General features: G+C 69.7%; 12 protein-coding genes. 6 read left to right on the top strand and 6 right to left on the bottom strand.

Annotated elements, in window-relative coordinates; all coding sequences use genetic code 11:
- Nucleotides 1-31: 31 nt before the first annotated feature.
- The 5 genes from dapE to dapC all read right to left on the bottom strand — a co-directional run bounded on the left by dapE (nucleotide 32) and on the right by dapC (nucleotide 4,548).
- Complete coding sequence (gene dapE, locus F1599_RS15640; RefSeq protein WP_150083693.1) at nucleotides 32-1,213, bottom strand: succinyl-diaminopimelate desuccinylase; 1,182 nt, start codon at nucleotides 1,211-1,213, stop codon at nucleotides 32-34.
- 148 nt (nucleotides 1,214-1,361) lie between these two features.
- Complete coding sequence (locus F1599_RS15635; protein WP_149319043.1) at nucleotides 1,362-1,715, bottom strand: ArsC family reductase; 354 nt, start codon at nucleotides 1,713-1,715, stop codon at nucleotides 1,362-1,364.
- A 93-nt stretch (nucleotides 1,716-1,808) separates the two neighbouring features.
- Nucleotides 1,809-2,192 carry a hypothetical protein gene (locus F1599_RS15630; RefSeq protein WP_187829248.1) on the bottom strand — a complete coding sequence of 128 codons (384 nt, stop codon included), beginning with the start codon at nucleotides 2,190-2,192 and terminating at the stop codon, nucleotides 1,809-1,811.
- Between the two features lie 163 nt (nucleotides 2,193-2,355).
- Nucleotides 2,356-3,183: a 2,3,4,5-tetrahydropyridine-2,6-dicarboxylate N-succinyltransferase gene (gene dapD, locus F1599_RS15625; RefSeq protein ID WP_149319041.1), complete on the bottom strand. Its 828-nt coding sequence runs from the start codon at nucleotides 3,181-3,183 to the stop codon at nucleotides 2,356-2,358.
- 153 nt (nucleotides 3,184-3,336) lie between these two features.
- Complete coding sequence (gene dapC / locus F1599_RS15620; RefSeq protein ID WP_149319040.1) at nucleotides 3,337-4,548, bottom strand: succinyldiaminopimelate transaminase; 1,212 nt, start codon at nucleotides 4,546-4,548, stop codon at nucleotides 3,337-3,339.
- Between the two features lie 170 nt (nucleotides 4,549-4,718).
- On the opposite strand from dapC, the gene F1599_RS15615 reads away from it, so the two are divergent.
- The 6 genes from F1599_RS15615 to def all read left to right on the top strand — a co-directional run bounded on the left by F1599_RS15615 (nucleotide 4,719) and on the right by def (nucleotide 14,779).
- The gene (locus tag F1599_RS15615) at nucleotides 4,719-5,717 is read left to right on the top strand and encodes a DMT family transporter (RefSeq protein WP_150083692.1); all 999 of its coding nucleotides are present in this window, start codon (nucleotides 4,719-4,721) and stop codon (nucleotides 5,715-5,717) included.
- Between the two features lie 455 nt (nucleotides 5,718-6,172).
- Nucleotides 6,173-9,688: a chromosome segregation protein SMC gene (smc, locus tag F1599_RS15610; RefSeq protein ID WP_150083691.1), complete on the top strand. Its 3,516-nt coding sequence runs from the start codon at nucleotides 6,173-6,175 to the stop codon at nucleotides 9,686-9,688.
- 109 nt (nucleotides 9,689-9,797) lie between these two features.
- Nucleotides 9,798-11,183, top strand: coding sequence for a cell division protein ZipA C-terminal FtsZ-binding domain-containing protein (locus tag F1599_RS15605; RefSeq protein ID WP_150083701.1), 1,386 nt, complete (start codon nucleotides 9,798-9,800; stop codon nucleotides 11,181-11,183).
- Between the two features lie 83 nt (nucleotides 11,184-11,266).
- Nucleotides 11,267-13,441 (top strand): NAD-dependent DNA ligase LigA, encoded by a 2,175-nt coding sequence (gene ligA / locus F1599_RS15600; RefSeq protein ID WP_150083690.1) that lies wholly within the window; start codon nucleotides 11,267-11,269, stop codon nucleotides 13,439-13,441.
- A gap of 198 nt (nucleotides 13,442-13,639) precedes the next feature.
- Entirely contained in the window at nucleotides 13,640-14,110 is a 471-nt protein-coding gene (locus tag F1599_RS15595) for a hypothetical protein (protein ID WP_150083689.1), read from the top strand.
- Nucleotides 14,111-14,242: 132 nt separating this feature from the next.
- Nucleotides 14,243-14,779 carry a peptide deformylase gene (def, locus tag F1599_RS15590; protein WP_149319035.1) on the top strand — a complete coding sequence of 179 codons (537 nt, stop codon included), beginning with the start codon at nucleotides 14,243-14,245 and terminating at the stop codon, nucleotides 14,777-14,779.
- A gap of 137 nt (nucleotides 14,780-14,916) precedes the next feature.
- Here def and F1599_RS15585 read toward each other — a convergent pair.
- A partial coding sequence (locus F1599_RS15585; protein WP_150083688.1) for a pseudouridine synthase occupies nucleotides 14,917-15,803 on the bottom strand: 887 nt, incomplete at its 5' end.

The following is a 15,803-nucleotide window of genomic DNA, read 5'->3' as shown; positions in this document are numbered from 1 at the left end:
CGATCAGGGCAGTGCGGTCAGGAACGATCGCTCAGGCGATCAGCCGCTCCAGCACGCCGCGATAGATGTTCTTCAGCGGCTCGATGAAGCGCACTTCGACGTGCTCGTCGATCTTGTGGATGCTGGCATTGGGCGGACCGAACTCGATCACCTGCGGGCACAGCTTGGCGATGAAGCGGCCGTCCGAGGTGCCGCCGGTGGTCGACAGCTCGGTCTGCACGCCCGTCTCGGCGGCGATCGCCGCGGCCAGCGCCTCGGACAGGTCGCCGCGCGGCGTCAGGAACGGTTCGCCGCCCAGCGTCCAGTCGATCTGGTAGTCGAGCCCGTGCCGATCGAGGATCGCGTGCACGCGGGCCTTCAGCTGCTCGGGCGTGCTGGCCGTCGAGAAGCGGAAGTTGAAATCGATCGTCACGTGGCCGGGGATCACGTTGGTCGCGCCGGTGCCCGCGTGGATGTTCGACATCTGCCAGGTGGTCGGCGGGAAATACTCGTTGCCGTCGTCCCAGCGCTCGCCGACCAGTTCGGTCAGCGCCGGCGCCGCCAGATGGATCGGGTTGCGCGCCAGGTGCGGATAGGCGATATGGCCCTGCACGCCCTTGACGGTCAGCTTGCCGGACAAGGAGCCGCGCCGGCCGTTCTTGACCATGTCGCCGAGCGTATCGACCGAGGTCGGCTCGCCGACCACGCAGTAGTCGAGTCGTTCGCCGCGCGCCTGCAGCGCCTGTACGACCTTGACGGTGCCGTCGTGGGCCGGGCCTTCTTCGTCGCTGGTGATCAGGAGCGCGATCGAACCGGCATGGTCCGGATGGGCCTGCAGGAATTCCTCGATCGCCACCACGAAGCCCGCGATCGAGGTCTTCATGTCGGCGGCGCCGCGGCCGTACAGCTTGCCGTCGCGATGGGTCGGCTCGAACGGCGGCGAGGTCCATTGCTCCAGCGGGCCGGTCGGCACCACGTCGGTGTGGCCGGCGAAGGCCAGCAGCTTGCCGGCGGTGCCCAGCCGGCCGCGCTTGACGGCCCACAGATTGGTGACGCGGAACGCGTCGGGGCCGCTGACCAGCGACTCGCAGGCGAAGCCGAGCGCGGACAGCCGCGCCTGCAGCACGGCCTGGCAGCCTTCGTCGGCGGGGGTCACCGACTGGCGGCGGATCAGGTCTTCGGTCAGCGCCAGCGTCGGGTTGGCGGCGGGCGTTGCGTGGGCGTTGGAGGTCATGGGGCGGCGATGGTTAAGCGGACATTCGGACTGGCGGCGAGCAAACGGAAATCCAGCGGCAATCGAGCGGCAATCGAGCGGCAATCGAGCGGCAATCGAGCGGCAATCGAGCGGCAAGCAAGGGGCGGCAGGCCGGCAATCGGCGGGCTCAGCCCTGGAAACGTTCGGCGTACTGATCGGCGGCGAAGCCGACCGCGACCGCGCCGTCATGCTCGAGCACCGGCCGCTTGATCAGCGAGGGGCTGCGCTGCATCAGCGCGATCGCGCCATCGGCGTCCTCGGCCAGGGCCTTGTCGGCGTCCGGCAGCGCGCGCCAGGTGGTGCCCTTGCGGTTGAGCAGCAGCGACAGCGGCACCTGCTTGAGCCAGCGGCGCAGCATCGTCTCGTCGACGCCCTGCTTCTTGAAATCGTGAAAGGCGTAGTCGACGCCGTTGGCTTCGAGCCAGGTGCGGGCTTTCTTGACGGTATCGCAGTTCGGGATGCCGTAGAGCTGGACGGTCATGGCGAATGAAGAATGAATCGTTGGCGAGAGGGACGCGAGGCGCGATGGCGGCAAAGGACGATGGCGGCGCGATGGCGCGAGCCGTGGCCCGCTTCAGCGCAGCAGCAGATTGATGGCGATCACCAGCGCGGGCAGGCCCAGCGCGAAGCCGGCCATCGCCACGCCGGTCATCAGCCGCAGCCGGCGGTCCAGCCGGGCCGCTTCCTTGCGCAGCGCGTCGATCGTGATCGCATGTTGTTCGGCCAGCAGCTTGACGTTCTCGGCCTGCTGCATCGCGGCCGTTTCCAGCTCGGCGACGCGCGCCGCGAGCTGGCGCGCCTGCTCCTGCGGATCGGCCGCGGGCGTGCCGTCGCCGCCGTCGGCGGGCTCGTCCTTGCGCTTGCTCTTCTTGAGCTTCTCGATGGTCTTGTTGGCCTGCTCGAGAATGGTCGGCAGCAGGGACAGCACGGTGCTGACGGTAGCGGGGTCCAGGGCCATGAATCGCTTGCGTAGGGAGGGCACGGGTCACCTCACGTAAGAGCCGGCGCGTTGTGCCGCTCGGGGGCGAGGAGGGCGGGGCGCGGATTGGGGCGCAGGTTGGGGCGCGGGTTGCGGCGAACCGGACAGCGGTGGCGGCACGCGGGCCGCCACCTCGCTGCCGTCAGTCGCCGCGCAGCAGGTCGTTCAGGCTGGTCTTGGCGCGCGTCTGCGCGTCGACCTTCTTGACGATCACCGCGCAGTAGAGGCTGTACTTGCCGTCCTTCGACGGCAGGTTGCCCGCCACCACCACCGAGCCCGCCGGCACGCGGCCGTAGTGGATCTCGCCGGTTTCGCGATCGTAGATCTTGGTCGACTGGCCCAGGTAGACGCCCATCGAGATCACCGAGTTCTCCTCGACGATCACGCCCTCGACGACTTCCGAGCGCGCGCCGATGAAGCAGTTGTCCTCGATGATGACCGGGTTGGCCTGCAGCGGCTCGAGCACGCCGCCGATGCCGACGCCGCCCGACAGGTGCACGTTCTTGCCGATCTGCGCGCACGAACCCACCGTGGCCCAGGTATCGACCATGGTGCCTTCATCGACATAGGCGCCGATGTTGACGTACGAGGGCATCAGCACCGCGTTCTTCGCGATGAACGAGCCGCGGCGGGCCACCGCCGGCGGCACCACGCGAAAGCCGCCCTTGGCGAAGTCGTCGGCCGACCAGCCGGCGAACTTGGTCGGCACCTTGTCGTAGAACTGCGCGAAGCCGCCGGCGGCCATCGGCGCGTTGTCTTCCAGGCGGAACGACAGCAGCACCGCCTTCTTGACCCACTGGTTGACGATCCAGTCCTTGCCTTGCTTCTCGGCCACGCGCAGCGTGCCCGCGTCGAGCTGGCCGATCACCGTGGCCACCGCTTCGCGGATGTCGGCCGGGGCGGACTTGGGCGACAGGCTGGCGCGGTCTTCCCAGGCCTGGTCGATCAGAGCTTGCAGTGCTTGCGTCATATGCGTTTCTTCGCGTGTTGTCGTGGTTGAATTCGCGGCCGCCGCGCGGTGGCGGTCGGCAGCCGATATTGGGGTGGATATTGCGGTCGACTCCAGGTCCAAGGCGGCGAATCCCGGGACCGAACCGTGGGATCGAACCGCGCTCCGGCCGGTTCAGCCGCGGCCCGCCAGGCCCCGGCAGAAGGCGACGATGCGCTCTGCACCCTCGCGGCATTCCTCGGGCGTCGCCACCAGCGCCATCCGCACGCGATTGGCGCCCGGATTGATGCCGTCGGCCTCGCGCGCCAGATAGCTGCCGGGCAGCACGGTCAGGTGCTGCTCGGCATAAAGCCGCGCGGCGAACTCGGTGTCGCTCAGCCCCGTGCGCGAGACGTCCGCCCACAGGTAGAAGCCCGCGTCGGGCAGGGCGACGTCCAGCACTTCGGCCAGCATCGGCGTGACCTCGGCGAACTTGGCGACATAGGCGGCACGGTTCTCGCGCACATGCGCCTCGTCGTTCCAGGCCGCGACGCTGGCGCTCTGCACCGCCGGGTTCATCGCGCCGCCATGATAGGTGCGATACAGCAGGAAGCGGCCCAGCAGCGCCGCGTCGCCCGCGACGAAGCCCGAGCGCAGGCCCGGCACGTTGGAGCGCTTGGACAGGCTGGAGAACATCACCAGCCGCTCGAAGCCGCGGCCCAGACGGTGCGCCGCCTCCAGCGCGCCCAGCGGCGCCTTGCCCTCGTCGAAATAGATCTCGGAGTAGCACTCGTCGGAGGCGATCACGAAGCCGTGGCGGTCCGACAGCGCGAACAGCTGGCGCCAGTCGTCCAGCGACAGCACCGCACCGGTCGGATTGCCGGGCGAGCAGACATAGACCAATTGCACGCGCGGCCAGACTTCATCGGGGATACGGTCGAATGCCGGGGCGAAATTGCGGGCCGGATCGCTGTTGGCGAACACCGGCGTCGCGCCGGCCAGCAGCGCGGCGCCCTCGTAGATCTGATAGAAGGGGTTCGGGCACAGCACCAGCGCGCCGGGGCGGGTGCCGTCGACCACGGTCTGGGCAAAGGCGAACAGCGCCTCGCGCGAGCCGGTGACCGGCAGCACCTGGCTGGCGGGGTCGACACGGGGCAGGCCGTAGCGGCGCTCCAGCCAGCTGGCGATGCATTGGCGCAGGGCTTCGGAACCGGCCGTTGTGGGATAATTCGCCAGCCCGCCAAGCGACTCGGCCAGCGCATCGCGGATGAAGCGCGGGGTCGGATGCTTGGGCTCGCCGATGCCGAAACTGATCGGCCGCAGCGCGCCGTTCGGCTGGATTCCCGCAAACAGGGCCTTCAGTTTCTCGAACGGGTAGGGCTGCAGCAAATCGAGACGCGGGTTCATGATGGGTCGAAGGCCTGTCGAAACGCAGCATTATAAGGGACGAGGCGCCGCGCCGAGGGACCGGCGTAACGCCGGCGTTCCGGTCCGGATCGGCTCCGATCCGGGCTTCACGTATCACCCACATCCATGTCAGGCACCGTTTCCCGGGTGCCGCCAGCGTTTTCCAATCCATGAGCCATTCCAACGCCAATGTGCGGCCCGGCGCCTCCCATGCCGACGCCCACGCCGATACCGATACCTTCAAGGCTTCCCTGTCGATCCTGCTCGGCGCCTCGGTGTGGGGCATCGCCTGGTATCCGTATCGGCTGCTGGCCGCCTGGGGCCTGGGCGGCATGAAGGCCGCGGCGGTGGTCAGCGCGGTCGCCGCCGTGCTGGCGCTGCTGGTGCTGCGGCGGCAATTGCGCGGCCTGCGCTGGTCGTGGCTGTTCGTCGCGATCGCGCTGGCGGCCGGGATTACCAATGCCGGCTTCGTCTGGGGCAGCGTCCACGGCCACGTGATGCGGGTGCTGCTGCTGTTCTACCTGACCCCGGTGTGGACCGTGCTGGTCGCGCGGCTGCTGCTGGGCGAGCGGGTCTCGCCGGCGGACCTGATGCTGGTCGCGCTGGCGATGTTCGGTGCCGGGCTGATGCTGTGGACGCCAGAGGTCGGCGTGCCGCTGCCGGGCGATGCCGCCGAATGGGCGGGCCTCGCCGCCGGCATCGCCTTCGCGTTCAACAACGTGCTGTCGCGCCGCGCCGGCCAGCGCTTTCCCGAGATGGACGCGCGGCTGCGCACGCTGATGGTGTTCGGCGGCGGCACGGTGGTCGGGGGCATCGCCGCGCTGTGGCTCGATACCGGCGCCGTGGCGATCGCGCCCGAGGCGCGCGTGGCGGCGCCGCTGCTGGTGCTGGCCCTGGCGGGCACGCTGGTGGTCGGCAACGCCATCGTCCAGTACGGGCTGCAGCATCTGCCCGCCAACCGGGTCTCGCTGCTGATGCTGTTCGAGATCGTGGTCGCCGCGGTGTCGTCGTGGTGGCTGGCGACCGAGACGCTGAGCTGGAAGGAGGCGGCCGGCGGCCTGTGCATCGTGGCGGCCGGGGCGCTGTCCGGCCTGGTGCACCGGCGCAGCGGGCCGGCGCGGGCGCCGGCGGGCGAGGGCGCGGGGTGTACCGGCCTGCAGGGGCAGTAAGCGGCCGGCACGACCGCGGCGTGGGTGTGCCGCCGGGATCGCCTCCGGACTGGACCGATGCGGCCCGAGATGCCGCCGGATGCCGGCCCGGTACCGCCAGCACGCCGGCCGGACGCCGCTCGTACACCGCCTCGATGCCGCCCGGACGCCGTCCCGGTGCCGCCTGGACACCGCCCCGGTGCCGCCCGGACACCGCCCGGACGCCGCTCGGATGCCGCCCGGATGCCGCCCGGATGCCGCCCGAACCGGCCGGCAACGACCCCGTAACTGCCGGTAAATCCGGCTGGACGGCGTCACACCGATGGTATGATTAGCGCCAATTTTCGGGCACAAGTGCGCGACGAATGCGGTGCGGGCGGCACGTCCGCGCAGGGCGTCGCGCAGGCTGTCCGGCCTTTCTGGGTGCCGCTCCCGGGCGTGCCTCACCACGGATTCGAACCCATTCAAGACCAACCGTGCGACTGTCCTCGATCAAGCTGGCGGGCTTCAAGTCCTTTGTCGATCCCACCAATTTCCAAGTGCCCGGCCAACTGGTCGGCATCGTCGGTCCCAACGGCTGCGGCAAGTCCAACATCATCGATGCGGTGCGCTGGGTGCTCGGCGAGTCCCGCGCCTCCGAGCTGCGCGGCGAATCGATGCAGGACGTCATCTTCAACGGTTCCACCGCGCGCAAGCCGGCCGGGCGCGCCAGCGTCGAGCTGGTGTTCGACAACGCCGAAGGCCGCGCCGCCGGGCAGTGGAGCCAGTACGCCGAAATCGCCGTCAAGCGGGTGCTGACCCGCGACGGCACCTCGTCCTACTACATCAACAACCAGCCGGTGCGCCGGCGCGACATCCAGGACATCTTCCTGGGCACGGGCCTGGGCCCGCGCGCCTACGCGATCATCGGCCAGGGCATGATCTCGCGGATCATCGAGGCCAAGCCCGACGACATGCGGATCTTCCTGGAAGAAGCCGCGGGCGTGTCCAAGTACAAGGAACGCCGTCGCGAGACCGAGAACCGGCTGTCCGACACGCGCGAGAACCTGACCCGGGTCGAGGACATCCTGCGCGAGCTGTCGGCCAACCTCGACAAGCTCGAGGGCCAGGCCGAAGTCGCGCAGCGCTTCAAGGCGCTGCAGGCCGAGGGCGAGGAGAAGCAGCATCTGCTGTGGCTGCTGCGCAAGCGCGAGGCGCTGGCCGAGCAGGAACGCCATCAGCGCGCGATCGAGCAGGCCCAGATCGACCTGGAAGCGCAGACCGCGCAGCTGCGCCACGTCGAGGCCGAGCTGGAGACGCTGCGCGCCGCGCACTATGCCGCTTCCGACGGCATGCACGCCGCGCAGGGCGCCCTCTACGAGGCCAATACCGAGGTCAGCAAGCTCGAGGCCGAGATCCGCTACGTGGTCGAATCGCGCAACCGCGTGCAGGCGCAGATCGCCGCGCTGACCGCGCAGCGCGAGCAGTGGCAGGCCAAGGCCCAGCAGGCGAGCGACGAGCTCGAGCAGGCCGAGGAGGAACTGGCGCTGGCCGAGGGACGCACCATCGAGGCGCAGCAGGCGGTCGAGCAGCAGAGCGAGGCGCTGCCGACGCTCGAAGCGCAATGGCGCGATGCGCAGACCCTGCTGAACGTGCAGCGCACCGGCATCATGCAGGCCGAGCAGGCGCTCAAGCTCGAGGCCGCGCATCAGCGCAACGCCGACCAGATGCTGCAGCAGCTGGAGCAGCGCCGCGAACGCCTTTCGGGCGAGGAAAAGGGCCTGGACCGGCCCGACGACGTGCGGCTGGAGGAATTGCGCGCCGAGCTCGCCGAACACGAGGCGATGCTCGAGGACGCCCAGGCCGCGCTGGCCGAGGCCGAGGACAATCTGCCGCGGCTCGATGCCGAGCGCCGCGCCGCGCAGGAGCGCGTGCAGCGCGAAGCGGCCGCGATCGCGGCGCTGGAAGCGCGCCTGGCCGCGCTGCGCCAGCTGCAGGAGAACGTGCAGAGCGAAGGCAAGGTCCAGCCGTGGCTGGCAAAGCACGGCCTGGCCGAACTGCCGCGCCTGTGGAAGAAGATCCATATCGAACCGGGCTGGGAAAACGCGCTCGAGTCGGTGCTGCGCGAAAAGCTGGCCGCGCTGGAGGTCTCCAACCTCGACTGGATCAAGGGACTGCTGACCGACGCGCCGCCGGCCAAGCTGGCCTTCTACGCGCCGCCGCCCGCGGCACGCCCGGGCGAGGCGCCGGCCGGACTGCGTCCGCTGATGTCGCTGCTGCAGATCACCGAGCCGGGCATCCGCGCGGTGATGCAGGACTGGCTGGCCGACGTCTACACCGCGGACGACATGGAGCAGGCGCTGGCCGCACGCGCGAACCTGCCCGAGGGCGCGACCTTCGTCGTCGCCGAGGGCCATCTGGTCGGCCGCAGCTCGGTGCACCTGTATGCCGCGGACTCCGAGCAGGCGGGCATGCTGGCGCGCGAGCAGGAAATCGAGAATCTGCAGAAGCAGGCGCGCGCGCAGACGCTGCTGGCCGACGAGGCCAAGGCGCAGGCGATGCGCGCCGAGGCGGCCTATACCGAGGGCAGCCGCAAGCTGGTGGAAGCGCGCGCCGACAGCGAGCGCGTCACGCGGCGCGTGCACGGGCTGCAGATGGACGTGCTCAAGCTGTCGCAGGCGATGGAGCGCTACGCCGCGCGCAGCAGCCAGATCCGCGAGGAGCTGGAGGAAATCGCCGCGCAGATCGACGAGCAGCGCGCGCTGAAGGCCGAATCCGAGGCGAACTTCGAGCGCCACGATACCGAGCTGGCCGAGATGCAGGCCGCGCACGAAGACCACCAGATGGCCTACGAAGCGCTGGATGCAAAGCTGTCCGACGCGCGCCAGCAGCTGCGCGACCTGGAACGTGCCGCGCAGGAGGCCGTGTTCGCCGAGCGCAATCTGGCGACCCGCATCGACGAGCTGCGCCGCAATATCCAGGTCGCGGGCGACCAGAGCGAGCGCATCGCCGAATCGCTGGAGAACGCGCGCGCCGAACTCGAAACCATCAACGAGCAGACCGCGCACACCGGCCTGCAGGAAGCGCTCGAACTGCGCGCCGAACGCGAGCAGAAGCTGGCGACGGCCCGCATCGAGCTCGACGCGCTGTCGGCGCAGCTGCGCCAGTTCGACGAGCAGCGCCTGGCCGCCGAGCGCAGCCTGCAACCGCTGCGCGACCGCATCACCGAACTGCAGCTCAAGGAGCAGGCCGCGCGCCTGGCGCAGGAGCAGTTCGCCGAGCAGCTGGCCGCGGCCGAGGTCGACGAGGCCGCGCTGGTCGGCAAGCTCAACGGCGACATGAAGCCCTCGTATCTGCAGGGCGAAGTCACGCGCATCAACAACGCGATCAACGCGCTCGGCCCGGTCAACATGGCCGCGCTCGAGGAACTGGCGGCGGCGCGCGAGCGCAAGACCTTCCTCGACGCGCAGTCGGCCGACCTGAACGACGCCATCCAGACGCTGGAAGACGCGATCCACAAGATCGACCAGGAAACGCGCGCGCTGCTGCAGGGCACCTTCGACCAGGTCAACCATCATTTCGGCGAGCTGTTCCCGCAGCTGTTCGGCGGCGGCCAGGCCAGGCTGATCATGACCGGCGAGGAAATCCTCGATGCCGGCGTGCAGGTGATGGCGCAGCCCCCGGGCAAGAAGAACTCGACCATCCATCTGCTGTCGGGTGGCGAAAAGGCGCTGACCGCGATCGCGCTGGTGTTCGCGATGTTCCAGCTGAACCCGGCACCGTTCTGCCTGCTGGACGAGGTCGACGCGCCGCTGGACGACGCCAATACCGAGCGCTACGCCAATATGGTCGCGCGCATGTCCGACAAGACGCAATTCGTCTTCATCTCACACAACAAGATCGCAATGGAAATGGCGCACCAGCTGATCGGCGTCACGATGCAGGAGCAGGGGGTGTCGCGGATCGTCGCCGTCGACATGGATGCGGCCGTTTCGATGGCGGAGGCGGCATGACCGGATCGCTTCGATCGACGCATGGGCCGAAGAACCGGCAGACGTATCGGCTGAAGGATTGGCTGAAGGATCGGCCGACGTCGGCCCCGAACCGCGGAGGGCGCGCGTGATGGACCTGCAAACCGCGCTGGTCGTCGCCGGCATCGTGCTGCTGCTGCTGGTAGTGGCCTACAACCAATGGCAGATCCGCAAGTCGCGCCGGCCGCGCGCGCTGCAACCCGAGGACGACCTGCCGCCGATGCGCGAGCCGGTGGTGGGCGAGGAAATCAAGCCCGAGGTCAGCGCCAAGCTGCACGAGCCGCCGCGTCCCGAAACGATCCAGCGCAAGGAACCGACGCTGGTGGTGCCGCCGCTCGATGACGACGCGCAGGCGGCGCAGGCCGCCTCGCCGCTGGTGTCCGGCAGCGCCGATGCCGACGAGCTGCTGGCCGAGGAGGTCGCCGACGGCGTCGCGCGCAGCGCGCCGTCCGCCCGGACCCCGGCCCCGCGCAACGCCCAGGGTACTGATGCCCAGGGCACCGATGCCGGCGAAACGTCCGCGCAAGCGCCCGCATCTTCGTCCGCCGCGCCGTCCGCATCCCAGTCCGCATCCCCGTCCGCACCGGCAGCGCCGCCGCCGCCCGAACCCGTCGCCGAGCCCATCGTGGCCGACGGGCAGCCCCGGCCCGCGGTGATCGATCCGCTGATCGACTGCATCGTGCCGCTGCATCTGGAGCGCAAGGCCTCCGGCGACCGCATCCTGCCGCTGACCGGGCGCCTGCGCCGCGCCGGCACCAAGCAGGTCCATATCGAGGGCCTGTACGAACCGGCCAACGCCTGGGAGCCGGTGACCGCCGGTCACCAGTACGAGGACCTGCAGGTGGCGGTGCAGCTGGCCAATCGCGGCGGTCCGCTGAATGCGCTGGAGTTCTCCGAGTTCGTCAACGCGGTCGAGGCCCTGGCCGAATCGCTCGACGCATCGGCTGAACTGCCCGACATGAGCGAGACCGTCGCCAATGCGCGCGAGCTCGACGGCTTCGCCGCCGCCTGCGACGTGCAGCTGGGCGTCAACGTGGTGTCCGATGGCGCGCCCTGGTCGGCCGCCTATGTGCAGAACGTCGCCACCCAGGACGGCCTGGTGCTGTCGCGCGACGGCACCCGCTTCACCCGCTACCAGGCCGGTCCCGACGGCATCCAGCGCGCGCTGTTCACGCTGCAGTTCGGCGATACCAACTTCCTGCGCGACGATCTGACGGTCAAGGCGGGCAGCCAGATCACGCTGCTGCTGGACGTGCCGCAGGCATCCCAGGCCGTCAAGCCGCTGAAGACCATGTGCGAGTACGGCGACAGCCTGGCGCAGCGGATGGGCGCGAGACTGGTCGACGACAATCATCGGCCGCTGACCGAGACGTCCTTCGTCGCCATCTTCCAGCAGCTGCAGGCGCTGTACGACAAGCTCGAGGCGCGCGGCATGCCGGCCGGCTCGCCGGTGGCATTGCGCCTGTTCAGCAGCTGACGCGCGGACCGGCACCGGTTTTTTCGCCGTCCGCCTTTCGCCGCCCACCTTCGCCGCCCGCTTTTTCGTACCGCTCACGCCTCATGCCAGCAAAGAAACACGGCGCTCCCACTTCGGCTGATGCGCCGCGGCCTGCCGCGGCCGATGCAGCCGACGCCGCCAATGCCGCCCGGCCGGACAATTCCGCCGACAAGCCCGACGCCCCGGCCGCGCGTGCCGACTGGCTGCGCGAGCAGATCGAGCACCACAACTACCAGTATTACGTGCTCGACGCGCCGACCATTCCGGACGCCGAGTACGACGCGCTGTTCCGCGAACTGCAGGAACTCGAGGCCGCGCATCCCGAGCTGCTGACGCCGGAATCGCCGACCCAGCGCGTCGGCGGCCAGCCGCTGACCGCGTTCGCGACGGTGCGGCACCGGCTGCCGATGCTGTCGCTGAACAACGCCTTCGACGACGAGGACGTGATCGGCTTCGATCGCCGCTGCGCGCAGGGCCTGGGCCGCACCGTGGCCGCCGAGGGCGCGGCCGACCTGTTCTCGGCGGCCGATGCGGTCGAATATGCCTGCGAGCTCAAGTTCGACGGGCTCGCGATGTCGCTGCGCTACGAGAACGGCCGGCTGGTGCAGGCCGCCACGCGCGGCGATGGCGAGACCGGCGAGGACGTGACCGCCAATGTGCGCACGATCAAGGCGATTCCGCTGAAGCTGAAGGCCGGCGCGCCCGCGGTGATCGAGGTGCGCGGCGAGGTCTTCATGTACCGGCGCGATTTCGACCGGCTCAATGCACGCCAGGCCGAGGCCGGCGAGAAGACCTTCGTCAATCCGCGCAATGCCGCGGCCGGCAGCCTGCGCCAGCTCGATCCGCGCATCACCGCGCGCCGTCCGCTGTCGTTCTTTGCCTACGGGCTTGGCGAGCTGGACGGCGAGCCGCGCCCGGCCACCCACGATGCGCTGCTGGAACGCTTCGCGGCGCTCGGCCTGCCGGTCTGCGCCGAGCGCGCCGTGGTCAAGGGCGCGCAGGGGCTGCTCGACTTCTATCGCGGCGTCGGCAGGAAGCGCGACAGCCTGCCCTATGACATCGACGGCGTGGTCTACAAGGTCAATGCGGTCGAGGAGCAGGAACGCCTGGGCTTCGTCTCGCGCGCGCCGCGCTTCGCGCTGGCGCACAAGTTCCCCGCGCAGGAAATGACCACCGTGGTCGAGGACATCGAGGTCCAGGTCGGCCGCACCGGCGCGATCACCCCGGTGGCGCGGCTGGCGCCGGTGTTCGTCGGCGGCGTCACGGTGACCAATGCCACGCTGCACAACGAGGACGAGATCCGCCGCAAGGACGTGCATATCGGCGACACCGTGATCGTGCGCCGCGCCGGCGACGTGATTCCGGAAGTCGTCGCCGTGGTGCCGGAGCGCCGGCCCGCCGATGCGCGGCCCTTCACGATGCCGACCGCTTGCCCCGTGTGCGGCTCGCATATCGAGCGGCTGGAGGACGAGGCGATCGCGCGCTGCACCGGCGGGCTGATCTGCGCCGCGCAGCGCAAGCAGGCGCTGCTGCATTTCGCCCAGCGCCGCGCGATGGATATCGAAGGGCTCGGCGAGAAGGTGGTCGACCAGCTGGTGGAGCAGGGCATCGTGCGCACGCCGGCCGACCTGTACAAGCTCGGCGTGGCCAAGCTCGCGGCGCTGGACCGCATGGCCGACAAGTCGGCCGGCAATCTGGTGGCCGCGATCGACGCGTCGCGCGCCACCACGCTGAACCGCTTCATCTTCGCGCTGGGCATCCGCCATGTCGGCGAGGCGACCGCCAAGGATCTGGCGCGGCATTTCGGCAAGCTCGACGGCCTGATGGAGGCCGACGAGGCCGCGCTGCTTGAGGTCAACGACGTCGGCCCGGTGGTCGCGCAGTCGATCGCGCATTTCTTTGCCGAGGCGCACAACGTCGAGGTCATCGAGCAGCTGCGCGCCGCCGGCGTGCACTGGCCCGAGAGCGAGCCCGCCGCGCGCGCGCCGGCGCCGCTGGCGGGCAAGACCTTCGTGCTGACGGGCACCTTGCCGACGCTGTCGCGCGAGGCGGCCAAGGAGATGCTGGAGGCGGCCGGCGCCAAGGTGGCGGGCTCGGTGTCGAAGAAGACCGACTACGTGGTGGCCGGCGAGGAGGCGGGCAGCAAGCTGGCCAAGGCGCAGGAGCTGGGCGTGCCGGTGCTGGACGAGGCCGGCATGATGGCGCTGCTCGAGGAGCACGGCGCGGCGGGACGCTGACAGGGGCAGGGACCGCGGTCCCTGTCGCTGTCCGGTGGCGACGTTGGCGACGATGTCCAGCGACGCTGTCCAGTGAGACGGCCGATCGCGGCTCGCCAAAGCAAAGGTGCAGCGCCGAATGCGAAAGATGCGGCCACTGCCGCGCGATTAACCTCGCCGGGTTCTTCCATCACGTGTTCCTCACGACAAGGAGTCCCCATGGGTTCGATCGCCGCCGCACACCATACGCCATGCCAGGATTGGGTCGCCGTCCGCGTCAAGCTTGAGGGGCTGCGCGAAGGCTTCCAGCGCCAGCCGGCGCAGCGGCACCAGCAAGACTTCGTGTTTCGCGGGCAGCATTTCCGGCTCGAGTATGTCGCCGACACGGACGCGGGCATCCTGCAAGGCCTCAAGGCCCACAAGGGCAGCGTCGAGCGGCCCGCCGGACGGCTGGTGTGCCGGGTCTCATCCGCGCCATCGCAGGCCTCGTGGATGGACCGCATCCGCCAGGTCGTCGCGAACCTGTTTGCGCCGCTGCTGGACATGTGGGACGGCGACAAGCAGTGGACATTCGGCTGCCCGATGCTGGAATCGCGCGCACAGGCGATGCTGCGCTATCTGGCACCCCATGTGCCGCTCGAGCGCCTGCGTTCGATCCATGTCGACGTGGACAGGATCTTTGCGGCGTGAGTGCGGATTCCGACGCGGGCGCGGACGCCCGCCGCGCCCGGAGGCGCTGGCTATAATCGACGGAATTTCGGCGGAGACCCGCCGCATGCGGCAGCCAACATCACGCCCGGCTGCCCGAGCAGAGGACGAGCAATGATTCGCGACATTCTGAAAATGGGCGACCCCCGGCTGCTGCAGGTCGCGCGCCCGGTCCAGCGCTTCAATACCCCCGAACTGCGCACGCTGATCGAGGACATGTTCGACACGATGGACCACGCCAACGGCGCCGGGCTGGCCGCGCCGCAGATCGGCGTCGACCTGCAGGTGGTGATCTTCGGCTTCGAGCGCAACCCGCGCTACCCCGATGCGCCGCAGGTGCCCAAGACCGTGCTGATCAATCCGGAGCTGACGCCGCTGTCCGACGAGATGGAGGACGGCTGGGAGGGCTGCCTGTCGGTGCCCGGGCTGCGCGGCATGGTGCCGCGCCATACCAGCCTGCGCTATACCGGCTTCGACCTGATGGGACAGCGCATCGAGCGCGTCGCCGAGGGCTTCCATGCGCGCGTGGTGCAGCACGAGTGCGACCATCTGCGCGGCATCCTGTACCCGATGCGGGTCAAGGACTTCAGCAAGTTCGGTTTTACCGAGGTGCTGTTTCCCGAGTTGAACGGGGTACAGTCGGACGACTGAGGCCCCGGGCCGTAGCTCCGGCCCTCGGCCCTCGGCCGTCGGCCCTTGGCCCGTCGGCCCCCCGGCGATACGCAACAAGCGATAGCAAATTGGGATGGAGCCGGGACCGCGCGGTGCGCCGGTCCCGGCAGCGCGCCTCAGAACTTCTCGAACGGCCCCAGGAAGCGCCACTGGCCGACCGGCAGGTCGCCCAGCACGATGCGGCCCATGCGGACGCGTTTGAGTCCGACAACCTTCAGGCCGACCTGCTCGCACATCCGGCGGATCTGCCGTTTCTTCCCTTCGCGCAGCACGAAGCGCAGCTGTTCCTCGTTCTGCCAGCTGACCTTGGCGGGCTTGAGCGGCTCGCCGTCGAGCGACAGGCCGTGGCGCAGCTTGTCGAGCCGCTCGGCGGGGAACACGGCCGACACATTGCGCTCGACCGGGCCGTCGGGCGCATCCTCCCAGACCACCCGCACCAGGTATTCCTTCTCGATGTTCGAGTCCTCGCCGATCAGTTGGCGGGCGATGCGGCCGTCCTGCGTCAGCACCAGCAGGCCCGTGGAATCGATATCGAGGCGTCCGGCCGGTGCCAGGCCCTTGTGCTGCCAGGGCGCAAAGCGCTTGCGGGTCGGATCGTTTTCCCACTGGTTCTCGGCGGTGAACAGCGCGGCCGCCGGCTGATAGCCTTCCTCGGCCTGGCCGGACACATAGCCGACCGGCTTGTGCAGCAGCACCGTGACGCGCTCGCCTTGCTCGGAGCGGGCGGCCTGCTGGATCTCGATGGTCGCGTCCGGGCGGATGCGCGTGCCCAGCTCGGTCACGGGCTTGCCGTCGACCAGCACCCAGCCGCGCGGAATCCATTCGTCGGCCTCGCGGCGCGAGCACAGGCCCAGCTCTGACATCCGCTTGGACAGGCGCACCAGGCCGTCGGACTCGTGCGCCGCGCCGGCGGCATGGGCGTTCGACGGCGGGCGGGCCGGGCTGCGGGTGGGGGTGGCGCGCGGTGCGTCGTATGCCGCGGCGTGCGGCACGTTGCTGCGCG

Origin of the sequence: Cupriavidus cauae (genome assembly GCF_008632125.1) — a bacterium.
Classification (GTDB): domain Bacteria; phylum Pseudomonadota; class Gammaproteobacteria; order Burkholderiales; family Burkholderiaceae; genus Cupriavidus; species Cupriavidus cauae.
Note: the sequence above shows the minus strand (reverse complement) of the source record. Positions and strands in the feature narration are given on the sequence as shown.

Excerpts from the sequence above, each read along its gene's own strand:
- dapE (WP_150083693.1), bottom strand. The coding sequence starts at position 1,213 with ATGACCTCCAACGCCCACGCAACGCCCGCCGCCAACCCGACGCTGGCG.
- F1599_RS15635 (WP_149319043.1), bottom strand. The coding sequence starts at position 1,715 with ATGACCGTCCAGCTCTACGGCATCCCGAACTGCGATACCGTCAAGAAA.
- F1599_RS15630 (WP_187829248.1), bottom strand. The coding sequence starts at position 2,192 with ATGGCCCTGGACCCCGCTACCGTCAGCACCGTGCTGTCCCTGCTGCCG.
- dapD (WP_149319041.1), bottom strand. The coding sequence starts at position 3,183 with ATGACGCAAGCACTGCAAGCTCTGATCGACCAGGCCTGGGAAGACCGC.
- dapC (WP_149319040.1), bottom strand. The coding sequence starts at position 4,548 with ATGAACCCGCGTCTCGATTTGCTGCAGCCCTACCCGTTCGAGAAACTG.
- F1599_RS15615 (WP_150083692.1), top strand. The coding sequence starts at position 4,719 with ATGAGCCATTCCAACGCCAATGTGCGGCCCGGCGCCTCCCATGCCGAC.
- F1599_RS15605 (WP_150083701.1), top strand. The coding sequence starts at position 9,798 with ATGGACCTGCAAACCGCGCTGGTCGTCGCCGGCATCGTGCTGCTGCTG.
- ligA (WP_150083690.1), top strand. The coding sequence starts at position 11,267 with ATGCCAGCAAAGAAACACGGCGCTCCCACTTCGGCTGATGCGCCGCGG.
- F1599_RS15595 (WP_150083689.1), top strand. The coding sequence starts at position 13,640 with ATGGGTTCGATCGCCGCCGCACACCATACGCCATGCCAGGATTGGGTC.
- def (WP_149319035.1), top strand. The coding sequence starts at position 14,243 with ATGATTCGCGACATTCTGAAAATGGGCGACCCCCGGCTGCTGCAGGTC.